At 74.1% G+C, this 24,651-nt stretch carries 25 protein-coding genes; 20 read left to right on the top strand and 5 right to left on the bottom strand.

From position 1 onward, the window contains the following. Positions 1–103: 103 nt before the first annotated feature. Complete coding sequence (locus AB0M03_RS16190) at positions 104–1,261, bottom strand: sensor domain-containing protein (RefSeq protein WP_363492172.1); 1,158 nt, start codon at positions 1,259–1,261, stop codon at positions 104–106. Positions 1,262–1,617: 356 nt separating this feature from the next. Between AB0M03_RS16190 and AB0M03_RS16195 the strand changes: the two genes are divergently transcribed. The 15 genes from AB0M03_RS16195 to AB0M03_RS16265 all read left to right on the top strand — a co-directional run bounded on the left by AB0M03_RS16195 (position 1,618) and on the right by AB0M03_RS16265 (position 17,284). After that, on the top strand, positions 1,618–2,025 hold the full coding sequence (locus AB0M03_RS16195) for an NADH-quinone oxidoreductase subunit A (protein ID WP_363492141.1): 408 nt from the start codon (positions 1,618–1,620) through the stop codon (positions 2,023–2,025). Then, complete coding sequence (locus AB0M03_RS16200) at positions 2,016–2,639, top strand: NADH-quinone oxidoreductase subunit B family protein (RefSeq protein WP_363492142.1); 624 nt, start codon at positions 2,016–2,018, stop codon at positions 2,637–2,639. The genes AB0M03_RS16195 and AB0M03_RS16200 overlap by 10 nt, the downstream gene beginning before the upstream one ends. Further along, positions 2,636–3,817: an NADH-quinone oxidoreductase subunit C gene (locus AB0M03_RS16205; protein ID WP_363492143.1), complete on the top strand. Its 1,182-nt coding sequence runs from the start codon at positions 2,636–2,638 to the stop codon at positions 3,815–3,817. Before AB0M03_RS16200 ends, AB0M03_RS16205 begins: the two co-directional genes overlap by 4 nt. A gap of 2 nt (positions 3,818–3,819) precedes the next feature. Then, positions 3,820–4,773, top strand: a complete 954-nt coding sequence (nuoH, locus tag AB0M03_RS16210) for an NADH-quinone oxidoreductase subunit NuoH (protein ID WP_363492173.1) — start codon at positions 3,820–3,822, stop codon at positions 4,771–4,773. Next, on the top strand, positions 4,773–5,324 hold the full coding sequence (locus AB0M03_RS16215; protein WP_363492144.1) for an NADH-quinone oxidoreductase subunit I: 552 nt from the start codon (positions 4,773–4,775) through the stop codon (positions 5,322–5,324). Before nuoH ends, AB0M03_RS16215 begins: the two co-directional genes overlap by 1 nt. Beyond that, entirely contained in the window at positions 5,321–5,995 is a 675-nt protein-coding gene (locus tag AB0M03_RS16220) for an NADH-quinone oxidoreductase subunit J (RefSeq protein ID WP_363492145.1), read from the top strand. The genes AB0M03_RS16215 and AB0M03_RS16220 overlap by 4 nt, the downstream gene beginning before the upstream one ends. A gap of 5 nt (positions 5,996–6,000) precedes the next feature. Further along, positions 6,001–6,360: an NADH-quinone oxidoreductase subunit NuoK gene (gene nuoK, locus AB0M03_RS16225; protein ID WP_363492146.1), complete on the top strand. Its 360-nt coding sequence runs from the start codon at positions 6,001–6,003 to the stop codon at positions 6,358–6,360. Beyond that, complete coding sequence (locus AB0M03_RS16230) at positions 6,357–8,348, top strand: NADH-quinone oxidoreductase subunit L (RefSeq protein ID WP_363492147.1); 1,992 nt, start codon at positions 6,357–6,359, stop codon at positions 8,346–8,348. The genes nuoK and AB0M03_RS16230 overlap by 4 nt, the downstream gene beginning before the upstream one ends. A gap of 49 nt (positions 8,349–8,397) precedes the next feature. Further along, positions 8,398–9,951 carry an NADH-quinone oxidoreductase subunit M gene (locus AB0M03_RS16235; protein ID WP_363492148.1) on the top strand — a complete coding sequence of 518 codons (1,554 nt, stop codon included), beginning with the start codon at positions 8,398–8,400 and terminating at the stop codon, positions 9,949–9,951. A 48-nt stretch (positions 9,952–9,999) separates the two neighbouring features. Then, entirely contained in the window at positions 10,000–11,517 is a 1,518-nt protein-coding gene (locus AB0M03_RS16240) for an NADH-quinone oxidoreductase subunit N (protein WP_363492150.1), read from the top strand. A 126-nt stretch (positions 11,518–11,643) separates the two neighbouring features. Beyond that, positions 11,644–12,501 (top strand): zinc metalloprotease HtpX, encoded by an 858-nt coding sequence (gene htpX, locus AB0M03_RS16245; protein ID WP_363492151.1) that lies wholly within the window; start codon positions 11,644–11,646, stop codon positions 12,499–12,501. 191 nt (positions 12,502–12,692) lie between these two features. Then, positions 12,693–14,411, top strand: a complete 1,719-nt coding sequence (gene ctaD / locus AB0M03_RS16250) for a cytochrome c oxidase subunit I (RefSeq protein ID WP_363492152.1) — start codon at positions 12,693–12,695, stop codon at positions 14,409–14,411. A gap of 118 nt (positions 14,412–14,529) precedes the next feature. Then, positions 14,530–14,958: a YciI family protein gene (locus tag AB0M03_RS16255; RefSeq protein ID WP_363492153.1), complete on the top strand. Its 429-nt coding sequence runs from the start codon at positions 14,530–14,532 to the stop codon at positions 14,956–14,958. A gap of 71 nt (positions 14,959–15,029) precedes the next feature. After that, positions 15,030–16,328, top strand: coding sequence for an RNA polymerase sigma factor (locus AB0M03_RS16260; RefSeq protein ID WP_363492155.1), 1,299 nt, complete (start codon positions 15,030–15,032; stop codon positions 16,326–16,328). Between the two features lie 65 nt (positions 16,329–16,393). After that, positions 16,394–17,284 (top strand): hypothetical protein, encoded by an 891-nt coding sequence (locus AB0M03_RS16265; protein ID WP_363492156.1) that lies wholly within the window; start codon positions 16,394–16,396, stop codon positions 17,282–17,284. 7 nt (positions 17,285–17,291) lie between these two features. Here AB0M03_RS16265 and AB0M03_RS16270 read toward each other — a convergent pair whose 3' ends face one another. Both AB0M03_RS16270 and AB0M03_RS16275 read right to left on the bottom strand, forming a co-directional pair. Further along, positions 17,292–18,563 carry a cation:proton antiporter gene (locus AB0M03_RS16270; RefSeq protein ID WP_363492157.1) on the bottom strand — a complete coding sequence of 424 codons (1,272 nt, stop codon included), beginning with the start codon at positions 18,561–18,563 and terminating at the stop codon, positions 17,292–17,294. A gap of 4 nt (positions 18,564–18,567) precedes the next feature. Beyond that, positions 18,568–19,053 (bottom strand): TrkA C-terminal domain-containing protein, encoded by a 486-nt coding sequence (locus AB0M03_RS16275; RefSeq protein ID WP_363492158.1) that lies wholly within the window; start codon positions 19,051–19,053, stop codon positions 18,568–18,570. A gap of 175 nt (positions 19,054–19,228) precedes the next feature. Here AB0M03_RS16275 and AB0M03_RS16280 point away from each other — a divergent pair, with 175 nt between their 5' ends. From AB0M03_RS16280 to AB0M03_RS16290, 3 genes are all read left to right on the top strand, one after another. Then, positions 19,229–19,630, top strand: a complete 402-nt coding sequence (locus AB0M03_RS16280; RefSeq protein WP_363492159.1) for a YccF domain-containing protein — start codon at positions 19,229–19,231, stop codon at positions 19,628–19,630. 93 nt (positions 19,631–19,723) lie between these two features. Next, on the top strand, positions 19,724–20,653 hold the full coding sequence (locus AB0M03_RS16285; RefSeq protein WP_363492160.1) for a squalene/phytoene synthase family protein: 930 nt from the start codon (positions 19,724–19,726) through the stop codon (positions 20,651–20,653). A 129-nt stretch (positions 20,654–20,782) separates the two neighbouring features. Then, positions 20,783–21,307 carry a YbaK/EbsC family protein gene (locus AB0M03_RS16290; RefSeq protein ID WP_363492161.1) on the top strand — a complete coding sequence of 175 codons (525 nt, stop codon included), beginning with the start codon at positions 20,783–20,785 and terminating at the stop codon, positions 21,305–21,307. Positions 21,308–21,314: 7 nt separating this feature from the next. On the opposite strand, the gene AB0M03_RS16295 is transcribed toward AB0M03_RS16290, so the two are convergent. After that, positions 21,315–22,313: an NADP-dependent oxidoreductase gene (locus tag AB0M03_RS16295; protein ID WP_363492162.1), complete on the bottom strand. Its 999-nt coding sequence runs from the start codon at positions 22,311–22,313 to the stop codon at positions 21,315–21,317. Between the two features lie 137 nt (positions 22,314–22,450). Between AB0M03_RS16295 and AB0M03_RS16300 the strand changes: the two genes are divergently transcribed. Beyond that, positions 22,451–23,473 carry a LysR family transcriptional regulator gene (locus tag AB0M03_RS16300; protein WP_363492163.1) on the top strand — a complete coding sequence of 341 codons (1,023 nt, stop codon included), beginning with the start codon at positions 22,451–22,453 and terminating at the stop codon, positions 23,471–23,473. Here AB0M03_RS16300 and mug read toward each other — a convergent pair. Next, entirely contained in the window at positions 23,362–23,970 is a 609-nt protein-coding gene (gene mug / locus AB0M03_RS16305) for a G/U mismatch-specific DNA glycosylase (protein WP_363492164.1), read from the bottom strand. The two genes, AB0M03_RS16300 and mug, sit on opposite strands and share 112 nt — an antisense overlap. 77 nt (positions 23,971–24,047) lie before the next feature. Between mug and AB0M03_RS16310 the strand changes: the two genes are divergently transcribed. Beyond that, positions 24,048–24,524 carry a hypothetical protein gene (locus AB0M03_RS16310; protein ID WP_363492165.1) on the top strand — a complete coding sequence of 159 codons (477 nt, stop codon included), beginning with the start codon at positions 24,048–24,050 and terminating at the stop codon, positions 24,522–24,524. The last annotated feature ends 127 nt before the right edge of the window (positions 24,525–24,651 follow it).

Consider the following 24,651-nt stretch of genomic DNA (forward strand, 5'->3'; position numbering starts at 1 on the left):
CTCCGGGTGCCGCCCGGCGGCTGACACCCGCCCATCCGGGCCGGGCCCGGCGGCCGTACCGCGCAAGGGAGGCGGCCGCCGGGCCCTCCAACGCACCCGACGGTCAGGCCCGCCCCGCGCGGGTGCGCCACGGCAGCTCCACGGTGACCGCGGTCGGACCGCCCTCCGGGCTCTCCACCAGGAACACCCCGTCCACCGCGCCGACCCGCTCGGCCAGACCGGCCAGCCCGCTGCCCCGGGCCGGATCGGCCCCGCCCCGGCCGTCGTCCCGCACCAGCAGCATCAGCCGGTCGTCGGACCGCCAGACGTCCACCGCCGCGGCCCGGGCCCCGGCGTGCTTGGAGATGTTCACCAGCAGCTCGCTCACCGTGAAGTAGGCGATCCCCTCCACCGCGGCGTCCGGCCGCTCCCCGTCCTTCAGGTCGACGTTCACCTTCACCCCGCCGGGCACCGTGCAGCGCGCCGCCACCGCGGAGAGCGCCGCGTCCAGCCCGCGGTCGGTCAGCACCGCGGGGTGGATGCCGCGGGCCAGGTCGCGCAGCTCCTGCAGGGCGATCTTCACCTCGCCGTGCGCCGCGTCCACCATCCGCGCGGCCGCGGCCACGTCCTCGGGCGTGGTGGTCTCGTACAGCCGCTCCTTGGCCATGCCCAGGTCCATCGCCAGCGCCACCAGCCGGGCCTGGGCGCCGTCGTGCAGGTCCCGCTCGATCCGGCGCAGGTCGGCCGCGGCGGTGTCGACCACCGCACCGCGGTCGTCCTCCAGCTCCCGCACCCGCTCGGTCAGCGCGGCCGGGCAGAGCAGGCTGCCCACCAGCATCCGGTCCACCGCCGCCAGGCCGCGCACCGCCCACGGCAGCACCGGCCAGCCCACCAGCACCAGCACCAGCGCCAGCGCGAAACCGAGGATTCCCCAGGGCAGCAGCAGGATGCCGTACAGCACCGAGCGCCAGCTCAGCCCGTCCGTCAGGCAGGCGATCACCCAGCCCGACATCCCCGGCCGGGTGACCACCAGCGGGCCGGCCTCCGGCACCTCCGAGCCCAGCGCGGCACGGGCCCGCCGCCGGGCCAGCGAACCCAGCCAGCGGCTGCCCGCCAGACCGCAGGCCAGCAGCGGCAGCCCCACCACCGTCACCGCCAGGCCGAGGCCGACGCTGAGCATCACCACCGTGAAGACGAACCCGGCGATCCCCAGCGGCAGGTTCACCAGCAGGTGCTGCACCTGCAGCCACAGCTGCCGCCCGTACGGGGAGGGGCGGGACACCCCGGCCCCGTCCTCGACCCGCTCCTCCACTGCGCACACCCGCCCTTTCGACGGACTCCGCCGTCTCACCGGTCAGCGGGCCCGGAGTGCCGCTGCGGGCACCAGCATCGCGGTCCCGGGCACCGCCGCGCCATGGGGCTGGGCGCCCTCCCCGGACGGGGGTTATCCCCACCCCGCGGCACCGGGCCCGAGGGCGCGTCCCACGGGCCGGTGTCCAGCATGCGTCTTGCGGACCGGGCAGGTTCAGGAGTAGACGAGCGGTGCACTTAGACTCACGCCTGAGCAATGGTTATGGGCGCGTAAAGAGACCGGAACCCGCCGCGGACGGCGGGCCCGGCCGATGTGGAGGCGAACGCATGGAGGGGCAGCTGGCTGCTGCCGGCACTGCCACGGGCAGTGGCTACTTCGACGCGTACGCGGCGGTGGGGCTGCTGGCCGTCGTCGGCGTGCTGTTCGTCGCGGTGTCGTTCACCGCCAACCGCCTGCTGCGCCCGGTGGTGTACTCGCCGGAGAAGCTGCTGGCGTACGAGTGCGGAGTGGACCCGGTCGGCGAGGGGTGGGCGCACACCCACATCCGCTACTACGTCTATGCGTTCCTCTACGTGATCTTCGCGGTCGACGCGATCTACCTCTTCCCCTGGGCGACGGTCTTCGCCGCCGCGGGGTACGGGGCGGCGACGCTGGTGGAGATGTTCGTCTTCATCGGCTTCCTCGCGGTCGGACTGCTCTACGCCTGGAAGAAGGGCGTTCTGGAATGGACGTGACCCACGCCCACGGGCACGGCGGCAACGGCCCCGTTCCGCTCGGCATCCCCGACCCGGCCAGGCCCGGCGCCGTCGAACCGCGCCGGCTCGGCCCGCTGGCCCGGCTCGCGCCGGACCCGGTCAAGGTGGTCCTCAACTGGGGCCGCCGCTACAGCCTCTGGTGCTTCAACTTCGGCCTCGCCTGCTGCGCGATCGAGTTCATCGCCGCGTCGATGGCCAAGCACGACTTCATCCGGATGGGAGTCATCCCGTTCGCGCCCGGCCCGCGCCAGGCCGACCTGATGATCGTCTCGGGCACCGTCACCGACAAGATGGCCCCGGCCGTCAAGCGCCTGTACGAGCAGATGCCGGAGCCCAAGTACGTCATCTCCTTCGGCGCCTGCTCCAACTCCGGCGGGCCGTACTGGGACTCCTACTCCGTCACCAAGGGCGTGGACCAGATCATCCCGGTCGACGTCTACGTGCCGGGCTGCCCGCCGCGGCCCGAGGCGCTGCTCCAGGGCATCCTCAAGCTCCAGGAGAAGATCGCCGCCGAGTCGTTGCCGCAGCGCTACACCGCGCCCGCCTCCGCGCTCCGCCGCGGGCTGGTCGCCGGACCGGAGGGCGCGAAGTGAGCACTCCCGACCAGCCGGGTGCCGAGCCGGTGCCGGGCGCCGAGCCCACCCCTGCCGCCGAGACGCCGGGCGCCGGGCCGACGCCGGCCGCCGACGCACCCGCCGCCGAGCCGACCCCGGCCGAGCGGACGGCCGCCGCGATCGGCTCCTGGGCCACCGCCGCCGAGGCGTACGGCCTGCTGACGGTCGACGTCCCCGCCGAGCACTGGATCGAGGCGCTCACCGCTGCCCGAGACGGCCTCGGACTCAGCTACTTCGACTGGCTGAGCGCCGTCGACGAGCTCGCCGAGGGCTTCTCCGTCTCCGCCCACCTCGCCGACGTCGCCCACCCCGGCGCCGTCCGCCACCTGCTGGTGCGCACCCGGGTGCCGCGCGAGAAGGCCGCCCTGCCCACCGCCGTCGGCGTCTACGCCGGCGCGGCCTGGCACGAGCGGGAGACCCACGAGATGTTCGGCATCGACTTCGCCGACCACCCGCACCTGGTCACCCTGCTGCTGCCGGACGGCTTCGAGGGCCACCCGCTGCGCAAGGACTTCGTGCTCGCCGCCCGCGTCGCCAAGGCCTGGCCCGGCGCCAAGGAGCCCGGCGAGTCCGACCACGGCGAGGGCCCGGCCCGCCGCAAGATGCAGCCCGCCGGCGTGCCCGACCCCAACGAGTGGGGCCCGCTCAAGGGCACCCTGCCGCCGGTCGCCGAGCGCCCGGCCCGCGCCGCCCGCACCCCGCGCGCGGCCGGTGCCGGCCCGCGTGCGGCGGCCGCCGGCGCGGGCCCCCGTGCGGCCGCCGCCGGTGCCGAGGGCGCCCCCGTGCGCGCCGACCGGCCGCGGCGGACCCGCTCGATCAGCGAGGGCTCGGTCAGCCAGGCCGGCGCCCCGGCCGAGCCCGGGGCGCCGACCGCGCCGGACGCGCCGACCGCACCCGCCGCACCCGCCGAGGAGCGGCCGCGCCGTACCGCCCGGACGCAGTCCTCGGACGCGCCCTGGCACGCGCCCGTCCCGGCCCACGACGAGGCCACGGCGAAGCCCGGGGCCCCCGCGGAGCCGGCGAAGCCCGGGCCCGCGAAGCCCGAGCCCGCAGAGGCCGAGCAGCCCGAGCCCGCGAAGCCCGAGCAGACCGGGCCCGAAGCCCCGCAGGCCCCCGAGACCCCGCAGACCCCCGCCCAGGACGGAGACGGCGCGTGAACCTGATCGACACGCTGCTGCGCTGCGTCGCCACCCTGGTCGTCTTCCTGGTGCTGCCGCTGGTGATCGGCCAGACCGAGCACAAGGTGATGGCGCACATGCAGGGCCGCCTCGGCCCGATGTACGCGGGCGGTTTCCACGGCTGGGCCCAGCTCGTGGCCGACGGCGTCAAGTTCGCGCAGAAGGAGGACGTCGTCCCGGCCGGTGCCGACCGGCGGGTCTTCCAGCTGGCGCCCGCCGTCTCGCTGCTGCCCTACCTGCTGGTGCTGCTGGCGATCCCGATCGGCCCGGACGGCTTCGTCGGCCAGGCGATCGACGCCGGCATCTTCTTCGTGCTGGCCGTGATGGGCATCGGCGTGCTCGGCTCGCTGATGGCGGGCTGGGCGTCGGCCAACAAGTTCTCGCTGCTGGGCGGCCTGCGCACGGCGGCCCAGCTGATGTCGTACGAGCTGCCGATGCTGCTGGCCGCCGCCTCGGTGGCGATGGCCGCGGGCACGGTGGCGCTGCCCGGGATCGTGGACGCCTTCCACTGGTGGTGGATCCCGTGGCAGGCGATCGGCGCCTTCGTCTTCTTCACGGCGGGCCTCGCCGAGCTCCAGCGGCCCCCGTTCGACATGCCGGTGGCCGACTCGGAGATCATCTTCGGCGCGTACACCGAGTACACCGGCCTGCGCTTCGCGCTGTTCCTGCTGTCCGAGTACGCGGGCATCGTCGTGGTCGCCGGCCTGACCACGGTGCTGTTCCTCGGCGGCTGGCACGGCCCGTTCGAAGACTCGCTCGGCTGGCTGTGGACGCTGCTCAAGACGTTCGCGCTGGCCTTCGTGGTGATCTGGCTCCGGGTCACCTACCCGCGGCTTCGCGAGGACCAGCTGATGCGCTTCGCGTGGACGGTGCTCATCCCGCTCGCGCTCGTCCAGCTGGCCCTCACCGGCATCGTCAAGGTGGCGATCTCCTGATGGCTCTGAACATCCCCGGCACCGGCCTGGCCAAGGGCCTCGCCGTCACCCTGCGGACCATGACGCGGAAGTCCGTCACCGCGCAGTACCCCGAGGTGCAGCCCGTGCTGCCGCCGCGCTCCCGCGGCGTCATCGCGCTGCTGGAGGAGAACTGCACGGTCTGCATGCTCTGCGCCCGCGAGTGCCCGGACTGGTGCATCTACATCGACTCCCACAAGGAGACGCTGCCCGCGGCCGACCCGAACGCCCGCGCCCGCACCCGCAACGTGCTGGACCGCTTCGCGATCGACTTCTCGCTCTGCATGTACTGCGGCATCTGCATCGAGGTCTGCCCCTTCGACGCGTTGTTCTGGTCCCCGGAGTTCGAGTACGCGGAGACCGACATCCTCGACCTCACCCACGAGCGGGAGCGGCTGCGCGAGTGGATGTGGACGGTGCCCGCACCGCCCGCCCTCGACCCCGCCGCCGAGGAGCCCAAGGAGATCGCCACCGCCCGCAAGGCGGCCGAGAAGCTGGCCGCCGCGGCCGCGCAGGAGGGCGAGGACGCATGAGCACCCTGCTCGCCGCCGCCGGCTCGCTGGAGCCGGCCTCCCGCTCCTTCCTCTCCCCGACCGGGGCCGAGGTGGTCTTCCTGCTCGTCGGCCTGGCCGTGCTCGGCTCCGCCGTGGTCTCGGTGACCACCAAGCAGCTGGTGCACGCCGCGCTGTGGCTGGTCGTCGCGCTCGGCGGGCTCGCCGTGGAGTTCCTGCTGCTCACCGCGGAGTTCATCGCCTGGGTGCAGGTGCTGATCTACCTCGGCTCGGTGGTCGTCCTGGTGCTCTTCGGACTGATGCTCACCCGGGCGCCGATCGGCCGCTCGCCGGACGCCGACTCCGGCAACCGCTGGGCCGCCCTGCTGGTGGCGCTGGCCGCGGCCGGCACCCTGGTCACCCTGGTCGCGGACGCCTTCCGCACCAGCTGGATCGACCTCACGGCCGGCGGCGGCTCCACCCGCGCCACCGGCGAGTACCTCTTCCGCCACTGGGTGCTGCCCTTCGAGGCGCTGTCGGTGCTGCTGCTGGCCGCCCTGGTCGGCGCGATCGTGCTCTCCCGCAGCACCTCCGGCACGCTGCCCCGGCCGCGCGCCGGCAAGCTGCGCGCCGGCAAGCCCGTCGGCCGGCCCGGCGCCCCCGCGGCGCCCGCCCCGTCCACCGCCCCGACCGCCCCCGCGCAGGAGCGCTGACGCCGATGCACCTCGTCTACCCCGCCGTCCTCGCCGCGCTGCTGTTCAGCGTCGGCGTCTACGGCGTGCTCGCCCGGCGCAACGTCGTCCTGGTGCTGATGTCCGTCGAGCTGATGCTCAACGCCGTCAACCTCAACCTCGTCGCCTTCGACGCCTGGCTGCGCGACGCCGTGCACGCCGGGCAGGCGCTCACCCTCTTCACCATCACGGTGGCCGCCGCCGAGATCGGTCTCGGCCTCGCCATCGTGCTGCTGGTCTTCCGCACCCGCCGCACCGCCGACGTCGACCGGCTCACCGTGCTCGGCGACCCGTCCGAGGCAGCCCCCGACGCTGCCGCCGCCGAGCCGGAGGGCCAGGCCGCATGAACCTCGCCCTGCCGATCCTCGTCCCCGCCCTGCCCGCACTCGGCGCGGCCGCCGGCCTCGCCACCGGCAAGAGGTTCCCCGGCCTCGCCCGGCCGCTGGCCGTCCTGCCGGTCGCCGTCTCCGCGGTGCTCGCCGTGGTCGTCGCCGTGCAGCTCGGCACCGGGCAGAGCCTGGACGCCGCCACCCGGCTCACCCCGACCGGTGGCCCCGACATCTCGCTCGCGCTCCACCTGGACGGCTTCTCCGTCCTGATCTCGCTGCTGGTCGGCCTGGTCGCCACCCTGGTGCAGATCTACTCCACCGCCTACCTCAAGGACGACCCCCGCTACCCCTCGTACGCGGCGCTGGTCTCGCTGTTCACCGCGGCGATGTTCCTGGTCGTGTACTCCGGCGACCTGATCGTGCTGCTGGTCGGCTGGGAGATCATGGGCATCTGCTCGTACTTCCTGATCGGCCACCACTGGGAGACCGAGGACGCCCGCTCCGCCTCGCTCAAGGCCTTCCTGGTCACCAAGCTCGGCGACGTGCCGTTCGTGTTCGGCATCTTCGCGCTCGGCGCGGACGCCGGCAGCTTCCGGGTCACCGACGTGCTGGCCGCCGCGACCGAGGGACGGCTCGGCCACCCCACGCTGATCGCGCTGCTGCTGCTCGGCGGCGTGGCCGGCAAGAGCGCGCAGTTCCCGCTGCACACCTGGCTCCCCGACGCGATGGCCGGTCCCACCCCGGTCTCCGCCCTGATCCACGCCGCGACCATGGTCGCGGCCGGCATCTACCTGGTCGCCCGGCTGATGCCGGTCTTCCTGCTCTCCGCCGCCGCTCTGGTGGTACTGGCCGTGATGGCCGCCGTCACCATGGTCGGCTCTGCGCTCTGCGCCCTCGCCCAGGACGACCTCAAGCGGGTGCTCGCCTACTCGACCGTCGGCCAGCTCGGCTACATGGCCGGCGCCCTCGCCTCCGGCGACCGCGACTCCGCCGTCTTCTACCTGGTCGGCCACGGCGTCTTCAAGGCGCTGCTGTTCCTCACCGCCGGTGTGGTCATCCACGCCGCGCACACCAACTCCATCTCGGCGATGTCCCGGATGCCGGGGCTGCGCAAGCGCGTCCCCGACGCCTACTGGGCGATGGGCATCGGCCTGGTCGCCCTGATGGGCCTGCCGCCGTTCACCGGCTTCTTCTCCAAGGAATCGGTGTTCACCGCCGCCGAGCACGCCGCCCACGGCGAGGCGCTCACCCGCGGCGTCGGCCCGGCCTCCGCGGTGCCCGAGGCGGCCGGCTGGATCGTCCTGGTCACGGCCTGCCTGACCGCCCTGCTCACCGCCGCCTACTCGACCCGGATGTGGCTGGTCGCCTTCCACGGCCGCGCCGCCGGGGAACCCGCCGCGGCGGAGGCCGCCGCCGCACCCGCCGCCGGCGCCCCGTACTCGCCCGAGATCGACGAGGCCGACCCGGCCACCGCCGAGCCCGCCGCGATGCGCTGGCCGCTGTGGGTGCTCGCCGTCCCGGCCATGGGCTTCGGCCTGCTCGGGCTGCGCGACGACTGGCTGCCCTCGCTGCTCGACGGCGGCTCGCTGCGGCCCACCGTCACCACCTCGGTGCTCGGCACCGGCCTCGCCCTGGCCGGCATCCTGATCGCCTACGCCGCCTGGCGGACCGCCGGCGCCCGGCAGGCCGCCCGCCCCGCCGCAGAGGGCGCGCCGGCCGACCCCGGCCGCCTGCTGCTCGGCCCGGTGTACCGCTTCGCCCAGCACGGCTTCGGCGTGGACCGGCTGTACAGCGCCCTGTTCGTCCGCCCGACCGCGGCCGCCGCCCGGCTGGTGAACTTCCTCGACCGCGAGGTGGTGGAGACGTACGTGCGCGGGGCCGGCACCGGCGCCAACGCCCTCGGGTGGCTGGTGCGCCGCGCCCAGAACGGCAACGCACAGGCCTACCTGAACGCCCTGCTCGCCGGGGCCGTCCTGCTCGCCGTCCTGGTGGCGGTCGGATCATGACCCGTACACGCCCGCCCCGTCCCGCCGCAGCACGAACCTGGAGCACCCGGTGAACGCAGTCCTCATCGCCCTCCTGCTGCTGCCGCTGGCCGGCGCCGCCGCCACCCTCGTCCCGTTCGGGGCCGACCGCGCCGCCGCCGACCGCCGCGCCCTGTGGCTCGGCACCGGCGTCACCGGCGCCACCCTGGTGCTCGCCGTCGCCCTCGCGATCGGCTTCGACCAGGACCGCCCCGGCGTGATGCAGGCCGTCACCGACGTCCGCTGGATCCCGGCGATCGACGTCCGGCTGCACCTCGGCGTCGACGGCATCTCGCTGCCGCTGCTCGTCCTCACCGCCCTGCTCACCTTCCTCTGCGCGCTGTACTCCACCCGCCGGCTCCCCGCCGGCGGGGGCGTGCCCTCCGCGCAGTCCTTCACCGGCCTGCTGCTCCTGCTGGAGGTCGGCATGCTGGCGACCTTCGCGGTGCTCGACCTGGTGCTGTTCTTCGTGGCGTTCGAGATCGTGCTGATCCCGATGTACTTCCTGATCGCCCGCTGGGGCAGCGGCGCGAAGGTGCCGGCCGCCAACCGGTTCATCCTCTACACGCTGCTCGGCTCTGCCGTGATGCTGCTCGGCTTCCTGCTGATCGGCTTCAAGGCCGGCACCTTCGACATGACCCGGCTCGCCGCCGCCCACGGCGAGGGCCTGACCCACACCACCCAGCTGGTCGCGGGCCTGGCGATCCTGGTCGGCCTCGCCGTGAAGGCGCCGGCCTGGCCGCTGCACAGCTGGCTGCCGGACGCGCACACCGCGGCGCCCACCGTCGGCTCGGTGCTGCTCGCCGGCGTCCTGCTGAAGATGGGCACCTACGGCCTCGTCCGGGTGCTGCTGCCGATCGTCCCCGAGGGTGCCGAGACCTTCGCGCCCTACCTCGGCGCGTTCGCCGCGGTCGGCATCGTCTACGGCTCGCTGGCCTGCCTCGCACTGGCCAGGCAGGGCGCCAAGGGCGACCTCAAGCGCCTGATCGCCTACTCCTCGGTCGGCCACATGGGCTTCGTGCTGCTCGGCATCGCCACCCTCACCCCGGCCGGGGTGAACGGCGCGCTGTACGGCAACATCGCCCACGGCCTGATCACCGGCCTGCTGTTCTTCCTCGTCGGCGCGATCAAGGACCGCTACGGCACCTCCGACCTGGACACCCTGGCCGGCGCCACCGGCGCCGCCCTGTACGGCCGGGCCCCGCGGATCGGCGCCCTGCTCGCCTTCGCCGCCGTCGCCAGCCTCGGCCTGCCCGGCCTGGCCGGCTTCTGGGGCGAGCTGCTCGCCATGTTCGGCGCCTTCGAGCCGGCCGCCGGCCTCTCCCGACCCGCCTTCGTGACGTACATGGTGCTGGCCGGCATCGGCACCCTGCTGACCGCCGGCTACCTGCTGGCCGTCGTCCGCCGGGTCTGCATGGGCGACCCGAAGCAGCCCGCCCTCGTCGCCGACCTGCCCGACATCAAGGCGTACGAGGCCGCCAGCTGGACGCCGCTGGCCGCACTCACCCTGGTCGCCGGCGTCTGGCCCGCCCTGCTGCTCAGCCTGTCCGACCCGGCCGTCAAGCACCTGCTCGGGGGTGGCTGAGCCGTGATCAGCACCCCGCTCGGATCTCCTCCCCTGGGGCAGCCCGCCATGAACCCAATCGCCGTCGCCGACCCCGGCGGCCTCATCCAGTCCGTCGACTGGGTGGCCGTCGCGCCGCCGCTGGTCGCGGCGCTCGCCGCACTCGCCGTGCTGGTCGCGGACCTCTTCCTGCCGGCCGGCCGGAAGCGCGTCCTGGGCTGGGCCTCGGCCGCGGGCCTGGTGCTCGCGCTGGCCTCGCTGCTGCCGCTGGTGCGCGGCGACGCCCGCTCGACCTTCTGCCTGAAGGCTGCGGGCGGGGCGTGCAGCTACACCGCCGACAACTTCGCGCTGGCCTTCCAGCTGCTCGCGCTCGGCGGCGCACTGATCGCCGTCCTGCTGTCGCTGCACACCGTCGACGAGGAGGAGCTGCCCGGCGGCGAGTACTGGTTCCTGCTGCTGAGCAGCGCCGCCGGCGCCGCCCTGCTGCCCGCCTCGCGCGACCTGGCGACCCTGATCATCGCGCTGGAGGTCGCCTCGCTGCCGGCCTTCGCGCTGGTCGCGCTGCGCCGCGACGGCCGGGGCGCCGAGGGCGCGCTGAAGTTCTTCCTCTCCTCGGTCACCGCCACCGCCGTCATGCTGCTCGGCGTCGGCTTCGTGTACGCCGCGACCGGCTCGATCCACCTCGTGCCGATCGCCGAGGGGCTGGCCCGCGTGCCGGGGCAGCTGAAGCCGCTGGCCGAGGCGGGCGCCGTGCTCACCATGGTCGGCTTCGCCTTCAAGGTCGCGGCGGTGCCGTTCCACTTCTGGCTGCCCGACACCTACACCAGCGCACCGATCCCGGTCGCCGGCTACCTCTCGGTGGTCGGCAAGGCGGCCGGCCTGGCCGGCCTCGCCCTGGTCACCTCCATCGCCTTCCACCCGTACGGGCACACCTGGGGCCTGGTGCTCGCGGTGCTGGCCGCGCTCACCATGACGGCCGGCAACGTCGCCGCCCTGCGGCAGCGCGGCGACACCCAGCACAGCGCGGTGCGGATGCTCGCCTGGTCCTCGGTGGCCCAGGCCGGCTACCTGCTCGTCCCGCTGGCCGCCGCCGGCTACCGGGGCACGCCGCAGCCGCTGGGCGCCACCGTCGCCTACGCGCTGATCTACGGCGTGGTGAACCTCGGCGCCTTCGGCGTGGTCGGCGCGGTGGCCCGCACCGCCGGCACCCGGCTGGACGACCACCGCGGCCTGTTCGCCCGCGGCCGCTGGAGCGCCCTGGCGATGGCCTTCTTCCTGCTCTGCCTGGCCGGCCTGCCGCCCGGCGTGATCGGCCTGTTCGGCAAGGTCGTGGTCTTCCAGGCCGCCGTCGACGCGAAGCTCGGCTGGCTGGCCGTGGTGATGGCGGTCAACGTGGTGATCGCCCTCTACTACTACCTGCTGTGGACGGCCCGGCTGTTCGCCCCCGCGGGCGACGCGGCCGAGGTCCGCGCGGCCCGCACCCCCGGCCCGCTGGCGGCCGCCCTGGCCCTCACCGGCTGCGGCGCGGTGGTGCTCTCGGTGGCTCCGCAGCTGGTCCTGCAGGTGGTCGGCGGCAGCCTCTTCTGACCCTCCGAGGTGCACCCGGGCGGACCGCCCGGCGTGCGCCGGGGAACGAACGACCGGCATCCTTCCGTTGATTCCACGAGGGTGCCGCCACCGGGCTCCCCACCGCACCACCACGGAGGGCCAGCCGTGCACCGCCAGCACAACGGGTTGAGGACGGCCGTACTTCTCGGCGGCCTGTCGGCGCTGATCCTCCTGGTCGGCAGCTTCTTCGGCCGCACCGGCCTGCTGGTCGCCCTGGTGATCGCGATCCTCACCAACGCCTACGCGTACTGGAACAGCGACAAGCTCGCCCTGCGGGCGATGCGGGCCCGCCCGGTGAGTGAGATCGAGGCCCCGCAGCTGTACCGGATCGTCCGGGAGCTCTCCACCTCGGCCCGCCAGCCGATGCCCCGGCTGTACATCTCGCCGACCCCGGCACCCAACGCCTTCGCCACCGGCCGCAACCCGCGCAACGCCGCGGTCTGCTGCACCGACGGCATCCTGCAGCTGCTCGACGAGCGGGAGCTGCGGGGCGTCCTCGGCCACGAGCTCAGCCACGTCTACAACCGGGACATCCTGATCTCCTCGGTCGCCGGCGCGCTGGCCTCCGTGGTGATGTTCCTGGTCAACTTCGCCTGGCTGATCCCGATCGGCCGCAGCGACGACGACGAGGGCCCCGGCCTGGTCGGCATGCTGTTCATCATCATCCTCGGGCCGATCGCCGCCGCGCTGATCCAGCTCGCGGTGAGCCGCTCCCGCGAGTACCAGGCCGATGCCGACGGCGCCCGCATCACCGGCGACCCGCTCGCCCTGGCCAGCGCCCTCCGCAAACTGGAGGCCGGCACCCAGCGCCTGCCGCTGCCCCCCGAGCCGCAGCTGGAGACCGCCAGCCACATGATGATCGCCAACCCGTTCCGCCCCGGCGAGTTCGGCACCAAGCTCTTCTCCACCCACCCCCCGATGCGCGAGCGCATCTCCCGCCTGGAGCGCATGGCCGGGAGGTGACGGTGGGACGGTCGATCCAGGTGCCCCCGCGCCCCTGAGGCATCTCCCGTGTCCTGAGGTCCCCCGTTCGGCAGGGCGGGTGACACCGCCGCGCGTCCCGGCGCGCCTCCGCGTGACTGCGGGGCGGCCTGGTACTGATGGGCCGGTTACCCGTTGGACGGCCGGTGGGTCAGACGCGGAGGAGTGGTGCAGTGACGATTCTCCCGACCGACACCGAGCACCGGCCCCCGCCGCGCGAACCCCGCCGAAGCTCCGGCGCCGCCCGCCGCGGCGGTTTCGGACGGGCCCTGGTGGGCTGGCTGACGACCACCGATCACAAGAGGATCGGCACGCTCTACATGACCACCTCGTTCGCCTTCTTCCTGTTCGGCGGCGTGATGGCCCTGGTGATGCGGGCCGAGCTGGCCGAGCCGGGCACCCAGATCGTCTCGAACGAGCAGTACAACCAGCTGTTCACCATGCACGGCACGATCATGCTGCTGATGTTCGCGACCCCGCTGTTCGCCGGCTTCGCCAACTGGATCATGCCGCTGCAGATCGGTTCGCCGGACGTCGCCTTCCCCCGGCTCAACGCGCTGGCCTACTGGCTCTACCTGCTCGGCTCGATCATCGTGATCGGCAGCTTCCTCACCCCGGACGGCGCCGCCGACTTCGGCTGGTTCGCCTACACGCCGCTCTCCGGCGTGATCCGCTCGCCCGGCATCGGCGGCGACATGTGGATCATGGGCCTGGCGCTCTCCGGCTTCGGGACCATCGTCGGTGCGGTCAACTTCATCACCACCATCGCCTGCCTGCGGGCGCCCGGCATGACGGTCTTCCGGATGTCGATCTTCGTCTGGAACGTCCTCTTCACCAGCATCCTGGTGCTCTTCGCGTTCCCGGTGCTGGCCGCCACGCTGTTCGCACTGGAGGCCGACCGCAAGTTCGGCGCGCACGTCTTCGACCCGGCCAACGGCGGCCCGATCCTCTGGCAGCACCTGTTCTGGTTCTTCGGCCACCCCGAGGTGTACATCATCGCCCTGCCGTTCTTCGGCATCGTCACCGAGATCTTCCCGGTCTTCAGCCGCAAACCGATCTTCGGCTACACGGGTCTGATCGCCGCCACCATCGCCATCACCGGGCTCTCGGTCACGGTCTGGGCGCACCACATGTTCGTCTCCGGGCAGGTGCTGCTGCCCTTCTTCTCGTTCATGACGCTGCTCATCGCGGTGCCCACCGGGGTCAAGTTCTTCAACTGGATCGGCACCATGTGGCGCGGCTCGCTGAGCTTCGAGACCCCGATGCTGTGGAGCATCGGATTCCTGGTCACCTTCCTCTTCGGCGGTCTGACGGGTGTCCTGCTGGCCTCGCCGCCGGTCGACTTCCACGTCTCGGACTCGTACTTCGTCGTCGCCCACTTCCACTACGTGGTCTTCGGCACCGTCGTCTTCGCGATGTTCGCCGGCTTCCACTTCTGGTGGCCCAAGATGACCGGGAAGATGCTCGACGAGCAGCTCGGCAAGATCTGCTTCTGGACGCTGTTCGTCGGCTTCCACACCACCTTCCTCGTCCAGCACTGGCTCGGTGCCGAGGGCATGCCCCGCCGCTACGCCGACTACCTGGCCTCCGACGGCTTCACCACGCTGAACAGCGTCTCCACCGTCGGCTCCTTCCTGCTCGGCCTGTCCGTCCTGCCGTTCCTCTACAACGTGTGGAAGACCGCGAAGTACGGGCAGAAGGTCGCCGAGGACGACCCGTGGGGCTACGGCCGCTCGCTGGAGTGGGCGACCTCCTGCCCGCCGCCGCGGCACAACTTCCTCACCCTGCCGCGGATCCGCTCGGAGAGCCCCGCCTTCGACCTGCACCACCCCGACATCGCCGAGTGGGACCGCCTGCAGAACGCCGTCGAACCCCGCCGCGAACGCCACTGAAAAATCTCCGGCCGCCGTGTCGATCCGGGCGCAGGCCGATCGACGCACAGACGGAAGCCGGAAACGACCGGCGCCCGGTCCGCACCGTGCGGAGCCCGACACCGAGGGAGACAGCACCATGCGCTTCATGCTGATCGTCAAGGCCAACGAGGACTCCGAGGCCGGCGTGATGCCGACCAAGGAAGCCCTGGACGCGATGAGCCGGTACAACGAGGAGCTGATCAAGGCCGGCATCATGCTCGCCGCCGACGGCCTGCACCCCAGCTCCAACGGCGCCCGGCTCACCTTCAAGGACGGGAAGGCCACCGTCACCGACGGGCCGTTCGCCGAGAGCAAGGAGCTCATCGCCGGCTACTGGGTGCTCGACGTCAGCTCCCGCGAGGAGGCCCTGGAGTGGGCGGGCCGCGCCCCGTTCGAGGACGGCGCCGTGCTGGAGCTCCGCAAGGTCTTCGAGGCCTCCGACTTCCCGCCCGAGCTCCTCAGCCCGGAGAACGCCGCCAAGGAGCAGGCCTGGCGCGACGAGCACCAGAAGCCGATCACCGGCTGACCCCGTCCCGGTCCGTCCGGGGCCGCGCCGCGCTGGCCGCGGGCGGCCCCGGACTGCTGTGATGGGGTGTTGTGACGGCACGCGACACCCACCGCGAGATCGAGGCGGTCTGGCGGATCGAATCTGCCCGGATCATCGCCGGGCTGGCCCGGCTGGTCCGTGACATCGGCCTCGCCGAGGAACTCGCCCAGGACGCCCTGGTCGCCGCCCTGGAGCAGTGGCCCGGGACCGGGGTGCCAGACAACCCGGGCGCCTGGCTCACCGTCACCGCCCGGCGGCGCGCCGTCGACCGCATCCGCCGCGAGGCGAGCCTCGCCGAGAAGCTCCGCCTGGTCGGCCACCAGCTGGAGACCGATCCGCCGCAGGGCCCGCACCCGGAGCAGGTCGTCCTCGCCGAGGAGATCGAGGACGACCTGCTCCGGCTGGTCTTCACCGCCTGCCATCCGGTGCTCTCCACCGAGGCCAGGGTGGCGCTCACCCTGCGGCTGCTCGGCGGCCTGTCCACCGACGAGATCGCCCGGGCCTTCCTGGTGCCCGAGGCCACCGTCGCCCAGCGGATCGTCCGGGCCAAGCGCACCCTCGCCCGGGCCGACGTGCCGTTCGAGGTGCCGCAGGGCGAGGAGCTCGCGCCGCGGCTGGCCTCGGTGCTGGAGGTCGTCTACCTGGTCTTCAACGAGGGGTACGCCGCCACCGCCGGGGACGACTGGATGCGCCCCGCGCTCTGCGAGGAGGCCATGCGGCTCGGCCGGGTCCTCGCCGGGCTGATGCCGGACGAGCCGGAGGTGCACGGCCTGATCGCCCTGCTGGAGATCCAGGCCTCCCGCACCCGCGCCCGCACCGGCCCGGACGGTGAACCCGTACTGCTGCTCGACCAGGACCGCAGCCGCTGGGACCGCCTGCTGATCCACCGCGGCCTCGCCGCCCTCGGCCGCGCCGAGGCGCTCACCGCCGAGCGCGGCACCCCGTCCGGCCCGTACGCGCTGCAGGCCGCCATCGCCGCCTGCCACGCCCGTGCCGGCACCGCCGGGCAGACCGACTGGGTCCGGATCGCGGCGCTGTACACCGCGCTGGCCGCGCGCAGCCCCTCCCCGGTGGTCGAACTCAACCGGGCGGTCGCCCTGGGCATGGCCTTCGGCCCGGAGACCGGCCTCGACCTGGTCGACACCCTCGCGGCCGAGCCCGCCCTGCAGGGCTACCACCTGCTGCCCTCCGTCCGCGGCGACCTGCTCGCCCGGCTCGGCCGGCACACCGAGGCGGCCGCCGAGTTCACCCGCGCCGCCGGCCTGACCCGCAACGAGCGCGAGCGTTCCGTCCTGCTCGGCCGTGCGGCGGACAGCAACCGGGCGGCGTCCACCGGACGGGACGGCTGACGCGGCCGCTCGGGCAGACTGGACCGGATGTCACCCGACATCACCGGGCGGAGGGGGAGCGGGACATGGGGGTGCGCGACACCGCGCAGGGGATCGGCCGCCGGGCCGGGGAGGCGATCGGTTCGGCCGCCCGTACGGGCCGGGTCAAGGCACGCAACGTGGTCGGCGAGGGCGAATGGGTGCGCCGGGCGCTCGCCGCCCTCCCGCCGCCCGAGGCGCCGGCCGTCGAGGACTGGGAGGTGTCGATCGCCGCCCTGATCGGCCGCCACCCGCGCGTCCCCGGGCCCGCGGTGTGGCTGCTGCACCAGCTGGACGGCTTCGGCCAGGTCTCCTTCGGGCCGGAGAAGGTCGGCTTCGACGGCGAGGACGTCGACTGGGCGAAGGTGCAGGAACTCCGGCTGCACTCCACGCTCGACCTGCTGCCCGACGTGGTCGTCGACAAGGAGGTCGACCGCATCCGGGAGTTCCTGCCGCCGCTGCCCGGCCGCAAGTGGGTCGTCACCAAGGCGGCCGAGGGGCTGCTGACCCTCGCCCTGGCCGCCGTGGAGGCGGCCGAGGAGGCCGGGCGGGAGGAGCGGCTGCTGCCCTGCGAGCTCGTCCACCGCGGTCTGCTGGGCAGGCCGCGGAAGCTCGGCGGCGGCCTGTTCGCCGCCGCTGCGCTCGCCTCGCTCCCGCTCGCCGCGAAGAGCCTGGTGGCCACCGCCGAGGCCCACGGCGTACCGGTGGTGGAGGTCGACCCGGCCGGTACCCGCGCCGAGCGGGCCCAGCGGCTGCGCGCCACCTCCGACCGGCTGAGGGAGCGCCTGCGGGCCCTGCGGGCCGAGCCCCTGGACGAGCCCGGGGAGCCGCCTCTCGACGGGGCGGGGCCGGGCCCCGAGCTGCCGTCCGGCGGTGTGCCGCACGCCGCGGGCCCGCCGGAGATCGAGCGGAAGTCCGACGGCCCTGAGCTGGTCTGAGCCCGGCTCAGGACTGTGCGGCGGCGGCTGCCTGTTCGCCGTCCTCCGCGGTCCGCTCGGCGGCCCCGGCCGGGGTCGCCCCTTCGGCGCCGCGCCGCTGCCGGACGGGCACCCGGCGCCTGGAGCGCAGCGCGCCCAGGCGTTCCGCCGCGGGCTGCGTCCAGCGCGCGGCCAGCGGGCCGACCACGACCAGGATCAGCACGTAGGCGGTGGCCAGCGGGCCGAGGTCCGGCTCGATGCCGGCGGTCACCGCCAGCCCGGCGATGACGATGGAGAACTCGCCGCGGGCGACCAGGGCGCCGCCCGCCCGCCACCGGCCGCGGACGCCGATCCCGGCCCGCCGGGCCGCCCAGTACCCGGTGGCGATCTTGGTCAGGGCGGTGACGACCGCCAGCGCGAGCGCGGGCAGCAGCACCGGCGGGATGGACGTCGGATCGGTGCTCAGACCGAAGAAGACGAAGAACACCGCCGCGAAGAGGTCCCGCAGCGGGCTGAGCAGCGTGTGGGCGCCCTCGGCGGCCTCCCCGGAGAGGGCGATGCCGACCAGGAAGGCGCCGACCGCCGCCGACACCTGCAGCTGCTGCGCGAGGCCCGCGACCAGCAGGGTCAGCCCGAAGACGACCAGCAGCAGCTTCTCCGGGTCGTCGTGCGAGACGAACTTCGAGATCAGCCGCCCGTAGCGGAGCGCGACGAACAGCACGGCGCCCGCGGTGGCCAGCGCGATCGCCAGCGTGATGCTGCCCGCGACCAGGCCGGCTCCGGCCAGCAGCGCGGTGAGGATCGGCAGGTAGACGGCCATCGACAGGTCCTCCAGCACCAGGATGCTGAGGATGACCGGGGTCTCCCGGTTGCCGAGCCGGCCGAGGTCGCCGAGCACCTTGGCGATCACCCCGGAGGAGGAGATCCAGGTGACGCCGGCCAGCACCACGGCGGCCACCGGGCCCCGGCCCAGCAGCAGGCCGGCGGCGGCGCCCGGCAGGGCGTTGAGCACGAAGTCCACCGCGCCGGCCGGGTACTGCTGCTTGAGGTTGGTCACCAGGTCCGCGGCGGTGTACTCCAGGCCGAGCATGAGCAGCAGCAGGACGACGCCGATCTCGGCGCCGGTGGCCACGAACTCCTCGCTGGAGCTGAGCGGCAGCAGGCCGCCGTGGCCGAAGGCCAGGCCGCCGAGCAGGTAGAGCGGGATGGGGGAGAAGCCGTACCGGCCGGCTATCCGGCCGAGCAGGCCCAGGACCAGGACGACGGCGCCGAGCTCGATGAAGACGGTGGCGGTGTGCACCCGATCACTCCCGTCCCAGGATCGCGGCGGCGGCGTCCACGCCCTCGCGGGTGCCGATGACGATCAGGGTGTCCCCGCCGGCCAGTCGGAAGTCCGGGCCGGGCGAGGGCACCGCGCCGGTGCGGCGCAGCACGGCGACGATGGAGACGCCGGTGGCGGTGCGCATCCGGGTGTCGCCGAGCACCCGGCCGTTCCAGTACGAGGTGCCGCCGATCGGGATGCGCTCGGCGACCAGGCCGAGGTCGGTGGTGTGCAGCAGGCCCGGGCTGTGGTGAGCGGGCATCAGCGCGTCCACCAGGGCCGTCGACTCGTCCGCGGTCAGGTGCAGGGCGTGGGCGCAGGCGTCGGGGTCGTCGGCGCGGTACACGTTCAGACTGCGGGAGCCGTCGCGGTGGGCGATCACGGAGAGGTGGCGCTGTTCTCGGGTCGTCAGGTCGTACTGGATGCCCACACCGGGCAGGCTGGTCGTCCGGACTCGCGGCACGGGCACGTCGTCTGTCCTCTCGTCGGCGCGCCCCGGGCAGGCGGTACCGGGGGCGCGGAAGGGGCGGCGTCCCTATGGTAATGAAAAGGTAAAGCCGGTTGCCCGTGTGCCCCCGGGTGCCGGTCGCGGCCGTCCGCCGTTTCGATGGCCGGTCCGAGCACCGCGTGGGACGCTGGACGGCATGAAGGTGATCGAACTCATCCTCAACGTCCTGTGGCTGCTCTTCTGCGGCATCTGGATGGCGATCGGCTACGCGGTGGCCGGGATCATCTGCTTCATCCTGATCATCACGATCCCGTTCGGCATCGCCTCGTTCCGGATCGCCGGCTACATCCTCTGGCCGTTCGGCCGCACCACGGTGGACAAGCCCGACGCCGGGCCCGCCTCCTGCATCGGCAACGTGATCTGGCTGGTGTTCGCCGGCTGGTGGCTCGCGATCGCGCACTTCCTGACCAGCATCCCGCTGTTCCTGTCGATCATCGGCATCCCCTTCGGCTGGGCGAACCTCAAGATGATCCCGATCTCGCTCGCCCCCCTCGGCCGCGAGGTCGTCAACACCGACGAGCGCTTCGCCGGCTGGTGATCCCGGTCCGGGGCACCTGCCGGTACGGGGCGGGCCGCCCGCTCGGTACGGTGGCCGGGTCCTGAACACCCGCCCGGAGGAGACCCCGCAGCCGTGCCCACCTGGCGCACCACCCTGACCGCCGCCGCCGTCACCGGGGAGCCGCTCCGGGCCGACTACACCGCCGCCGCCCGCCGCGTCCTGCGCCGCGAACAGGCCCCGTACCTCGCACTGCGGCTGCTCGCCGCACCGCCCCTCGTGCCGTACCTGGCCAGCGGCCTCGCCTTCATGAACCTCGTCGACGACATCGCCGAGAACGGCACGCCGCAGCAGCGCGCCGACGGGCTCAAGGAGCTGGCCGAGCGCACGGCCGAGGCGCTGGACACCGGTCGCAGCGGGGACCCGGTGCTCCGCGCCTACGCCCACGCGGTCCGGACCCGCGCCCTCCCCGGGCACTGGGTGCACGCCTTCCTCGCCGGCGCCGCCACCGCCGAGGCCGGATTCACCGGCTTCGGGACGGAGCAGGACTACCAGGACTACCTCGACGCCTACGCACTGCCCGGCATCATGGTCTTCACCGGCCTCCAGTACCGCGGCGGCCCCGACGAGGAACAGACCCGGGCCTGGCGCCGGTTCGTCGACGCCGCCCAGCGGGTGGACTTCCTCGCCGACCTCGCCGGCGACCTCGCCGCCGGACGGCTCTGCATCCCCCGGGAACGCCTCGCCGAACACGGTGTCACCCCCGACGACCTGACGCAGGCCAGGGACACCGCCGGCGTCCGCGCCCTGCTCGCCGACCAGTGCCACCGCGCCAGAACCGCCCTCGACGCCGCCGCGGACGTGGTCGACCACGCCGACCCCGGCCTGCGCGCCGTCGGCCGCACCATGACCGAGCTGATGGCCCACCAGCTCACCGCCGTGGAAAGGGCCGGCGCCGCCGCCCTGCGCCGCGACATCGGCTACGGCCTGCTGGCGCCCCTCCGCATCCTCGCCCGCGCCCGCCGCGAACGGCACCGGCCGCACGAGCACGGCGAGCCCCAGTAGGGCGTAGGGACTGTACGGGCTGCGGAAGGGCACGTCCGACGGCGCGCGAATCGGTTGGACAACCCTTGCGTCCGCGGGTCAGGCTGGCGGCCCGTCCGGATCGGCCGCCGTCCCTGCCCGAGGAGCCCCATGACCGCGACCCCGTCCACCGACCCGTCCGCCCCGGCCGCGGACCCGGCCGGCCTGCCCGAGCGCAGCCGTCCGGTCGTCGCGGCCCTCGCAGCCGCGGGCATCGGCGGAGCCGTCCGGGTGCTGCCGGACTCCGCGCGGACGGCCGCCGAGGCCGCGTCCGCACTCGGCTGCGAGGTCGGCGCGATTGCCAACAGCCTGGTCTTCTTCTGCGACGGAGAACCGCTGCTGGTGATGACCAGCGGGTCGCACCGGGTGGACACCGCCTTCCTCGCGGAGCACCTCGGCACCGGCCCGATCGGCCGCGCCTCGGCACAGCAGGTGCGCACCGCCACCGGCCAGGCGATCGGCGGCGTCGCCCCGGCCGGCCACCCGGCACCGCTGCGCACGGTGGTCGACACCGCCCTCGCCGCGCACCCGGTGCTGTGGGCGGCGGCCGGGCACCCGCACACCGTCTTCCCGCTGACCTACCAGGAGCTGCTGCGCCTCACCGGCGGCGAGCCGGCGCCGGTCGCGGGCGGCTGAGACGGGTTCAGACCCGGACCAGCGTCTTGCCGGTGTTCGCACCCTGCAGCATGCCGAGGAAGGCCGCGACCACCCGGTCGAAGCCCTCGGCCACGGTCTCGTCCGAGCGGACCCGACCCGAGCGCAGGTGCGGGACGAGGAAGTCGTACAGCTCGTCGCGCACCGCGAGGTGGTTGCGCACCAGGAAGCCCTCCAGCCGCAGGCCCTTGCCGACGACGTCGTAGAGGTTGCGCGGTGCGGCCGGCGGTTCGGTGCTGTTGTACTGGGCCACCGCGCCGCACCAGGCGATCCGGCCGTGGTCGCGGAGCACCTCGATGGCCCCCTCCAGGTGGGTGCCACCGACGTTGTCGAAGTACACGTCGATCCCGTCCGGGGCGGCCTTGCGCAGCAGGTCGCCGATCGGCCCGTCGTGGTGGTCGAAGGCCGCGTCGTAGCCGAGGTGCTCGGTGAGGTGGGCGACCTTGGCGGGGGAGCCCGCGCTGCCGACCAGCCGTCCGGCGCCGAGCAGCCGGGCGATCCGGCCGGCCGCACTGCCCACGCCGCCCGCGGCCGCGGACACGAAGAGGTCCTCGCCGGGCTGCAGCCGGGCGACCCGGGTGAGGCCGACGTACGCGCTCAGCCCGGTGCCGCCGAGCAGCCCCAGGTGGGCACTGAGCGGGACGCCCGCCAGGTCGGGCAGCACCCGGGCCTCGTCCGCGGTGACCAGGGCGTGCGTGCGCCATCCGTGGCGGTGGAACACCAGGTCGCCGACGGCCAGCGCGGGCGTGCGGGACTCCACCACCCGGCCGACCGACCGGCCCTCCAGCGGTGCGTTCAGCTCCCAGCCGCCGTCCATCTCCTCCCGCATGTACGGGTCGACGGAGAGCAGCAGGTTCTCCACCAGCGCCTCGCCCTCGCCGGTGGCGGGCAGGGTGCCGGTGACGAAGGCGAAGTCCTCGGCGGTCGGCATGCCGGTCGGCCGGGCGACCTGGTGGACGGCGCTGTAGGCGGTGGGGGTGCGGGACACGGCGGTGCTCCTGACGGGTGCTCTCGGCGGGGACGGGATCACCGTAGGCAGCCGGGCCGGGGCCGGGCAGGGGCCGCCGTCGATGGAAGGACGCCCTTCCATGAATCCTGCTCATGGAAGGGCGGTAGGGTGGCCCGATGACCGACGGAGCACCGCGCCGCGACACCGACCTCGCCCCGCACGAACTGCGCATCCTCGTCGCCGTCGACCGGGAACGCAGCTTCACCGCCGCCGGGGAGGCGCTCGGGCTCACCCAGTCCGCCGTCTCGCACGCCGTCCGCACCGTGGAGGGCAAGCTCGGGGCGGTGCTCTTCGAGCGAGGACGGCACGGTGCGCGCCCCACCCCGGCCGGCGAGCGGGCCGCCGCCCACGCCCGGCAGGTGCTCCGGCTGCTCGCGGCCATGCCGGCCGAGGTCCGGGAGGCGTCGGGCGGCGAACTCGCCGGCCGTCCGGTGGTGGCCGCCTTCCGGAGCGCCGCCGCCCACTGGCTGCCCGCCGTGCTGGCCCGGCTCACCGCCCGGCACCCGGGGCTCGCCCCGCAGGTGCGGATCGTCCGGGAGGTGGGCCGCGGCACCGCGGGCGAGGTCGCGGACGGCCGTGCCGACCTCGGGCTCGCCACCGTCGACCCCGCCGCCGCCGTCCCGCCCGGGCTGCTGGTCGTGCCGCTCTTCGAGGAGACGTACGCCCTCGCCCACCCGGCGGGCCGGGCCCGCCCCCGGGAGCTCCCGCTGGTCGACTGGGACGAGAACTGCGGCTCCTACACCAGGAGCTGGTGGAGCCGGCAGGACTGGCTGCCGCCCGCCACGATCCGGGTGGAGGACGACACGGTGATGCTCTCCCTGGTCGCCCAGGGCATGGGCATGGCCGTGGTGCCCCGGCTCAGCCTGCTCGGCGCCCCGCCCGGGCTCGCCGTCACCGACCTCGGCCCGGACGCCCCGAGCCGACTGGTCGGATACGTGACCACGCCCGCGCTGGCGCGGACGGCCGCCGTCCGCGCGCTGATCCGCGAACTCCGGTCGGCGCCGCTGCCGGACGGCCTGGCACCCGTTCAGCCCGGAGCGCCGTCGTCGCCCCCGCCCGCGGCCTCCTCCGCCGCCTCGGCCGCTTCGACGGCCTCGCGCAGCCGGCGGAACTCGGCGGCGATCGCCTCCGGGGTGTAGTGCGCGTTGAGTCCGCTCGGGTTGGGCAGCACCCACACCCCGGTCGCACCGATGCCCTCGGACTGCGGGCCGACGGTGGCCTTCGGGCGCCCGAACGCCGTCCGGTAGGCGCCGATCCCGAGCACCGCCAGTACCCGCGGCCGCAGCGCGGTGACCCGCCCGACCAGGGCCGCGCCGCCCTCCCGGTACTCCGCCGCGGTCAGTTCGTCGGCCCGCGCGGTGGTGCGGGCCACCACATTGGTGATGCCGAGCCGGTACGCGAGCAGCTCCTGCTGCTCGTCCGGCCGCAGCTGCCGCGGCGTGAACCCGGAGCGGTGCAGCGCGGGCCAGAAGCGGTTGCCCGGCCGGGCGAAGTGCCGGCCCGTCGCGCCGGACCACAGCCCCGGATTGATCCCGCAGAACAGCACCCGCAGGCCCGGCGCCGCCACGTCCGGAATCGTCGTGCCGTGGGCGGCCGCCAGCTCGTCGGCCGTCGGCCGCCGGAACGGAGTCGTCATCCCTCCATCCTGACCGATGGATAGTCAGTTCGAATATTCGGCTGACCCGGTGGTGTCGAGCAGCGCAGAATGACGGAATGTCATACGAACTCAACGCTCTGCTCGCCACCGCCGAACTGCTGGACGTGGTGGCGGCCGAAGTGCCGGTCGCACAGGTGGCGCGACTGGCGCAGGGGCTGGCGCTGATCCCGATGACCGAGCGGCTGCACGCCGTCCTGGACGTCCCGGGCGACCGTGTCGAGCCGGGCTTCACGCGCTTCCCCGCAGGGTTCGGCCGCCGCTTGGAGGCGTGGTCCCAGGCCGGGCCCATCGCCTATGCCGAGGCCGACTACTTCGGCGGCAGCGGGACCCAGCGGGCCGCCGTCTGGGTGCACGGCCGGATCGAGCTCGGCCCGCTCCGGAAGGAGGAGGGCGAACCGCTGCCCGCCGAGGGCAGCCCCATCTCGCAGGCGCTGCGCCGACTGGGGGCCGCCGTCGAGGGCGGGAGCTTCGACGAGTTCGACGCGGTGGGCCTCGGCCGCCGGCGCCGCTCGGCGGACTGGCTGCGGGCCTGACGTCCTCGGGCGGCCGCGCCCCGGGCGCAGCCGTGAACGCCGTGGGGGGCCGGGGCCGTGGGGTCGGGGGGCCCCCGGCGGGTGGGGGCCCCGGCGGGGGGCCGCGGGGCCGCCCGGCCGGGGGGCG

Source organism: Kitasatospora sp. NPDC051914, assembly GCF_040680995.1.
In the GTDB taxonomy this organism is placed as follows: domain Bacteria; phylum Actinomycetota; class Actinomycetes; order Streptomycetales; family Streptomycetaceae; genus Kitasatospora.

Coding starts and splice junctions, on each gene's coding strand:
- AB0M03_RS16195 (WP_363492141.1), top strand. CDS start 1,618: ATGGAGGGGCAGCTGGCTGCTGCCGGCACTGCCACGGGCAGTGGCTAC.
- AB0M03_RS16200 (WP_363492142.1), top strand. CDS start 2,016: ATGGACGTGACCCACGCCCACGGGCACGGCGGCAACGGCCCCGTTCCG.
- AB0M03_RS16215 (WP_363492144.1), top strand. CDS start 4,773: ATGGCTCTGAACATCCCCGGCACCGGCCTGGCCAAGGGCCTCGCCGTC.
- AB0M03_RS16220 (WP_363492145.1), top strand. CDS start 5,321: ATGAGCACCCTGCTCGCCGCCGCCGGCTCGCTGGAGCCGGCCTCCCGC.
- nuoK (WP_363492146.1), top strand. CDS start 6,001: ATGCACCTCGTCTACCCCGCCGTCCTCGCCGCGCTGCTGTTCAGCGTC.
- AB0M03_RS16230 (WP_363492147.1), top strand. CDS start 6,357: ATGAACCTCGCCCTGCCGATCCTCGTCCCCGCCCTGCCCGCACTCGGC.
- AB0M03_RS16240 (WP_363492150.1), top strand. CDS start 10,000: ATGAACCCAATCGCCGTCGCCGACCCCGGCGGCCTCATCCAGTCCGTC.
- AB0M03_RS16255 (WP_363492153.1), top strand. CDS start 14,530: ATGCGCTTCATGCTGATCGTCAAGGCCAACGAGGACTCCGAGGCCGGC.
- AB0M03_RS16265 (WP_363492156.1), top strand. CDS start 16,394: ATGGGGGTGCGCGACACCGCGCAGGGGATCGGCCGCCGGGCCGGGGAG.
- AB0M03_RS16280 (WP_363492159.1), top strand. CDS start 19,229: ATGAAGGTGATCGAACTCATCCTCAACGTCCTGTGGCTGCTCTTCTGC.
- AB0M03_RS16290 (WP_363492161.1), top strand. CDS start 20,783: ATGACCGCGACCCCGTCCACCGACCCGTCCGCCCCGGCCGCGGACCCG.
- AB0M03_RS16300 (WP_363492163.1), top strand. CDS start 22,451: ATGACCGACGGAGCACCGCGCCGCGACACCGACCTCGCCCCGCACGAA.
- mug (WP_363492164.1), bottom strand. CDS start 23,970: ATGACGACTCCGTTCCGGCGGCCGACGGCCGACGAGCTGGCGGCCGCC.
- AB0M03_RS16310 (WP_363492165.1), top strand. CDS start 24,048: ATGTCATACGAACTCAACGCTCTGCTCGCCACCGCCGAACTGCTGGAC.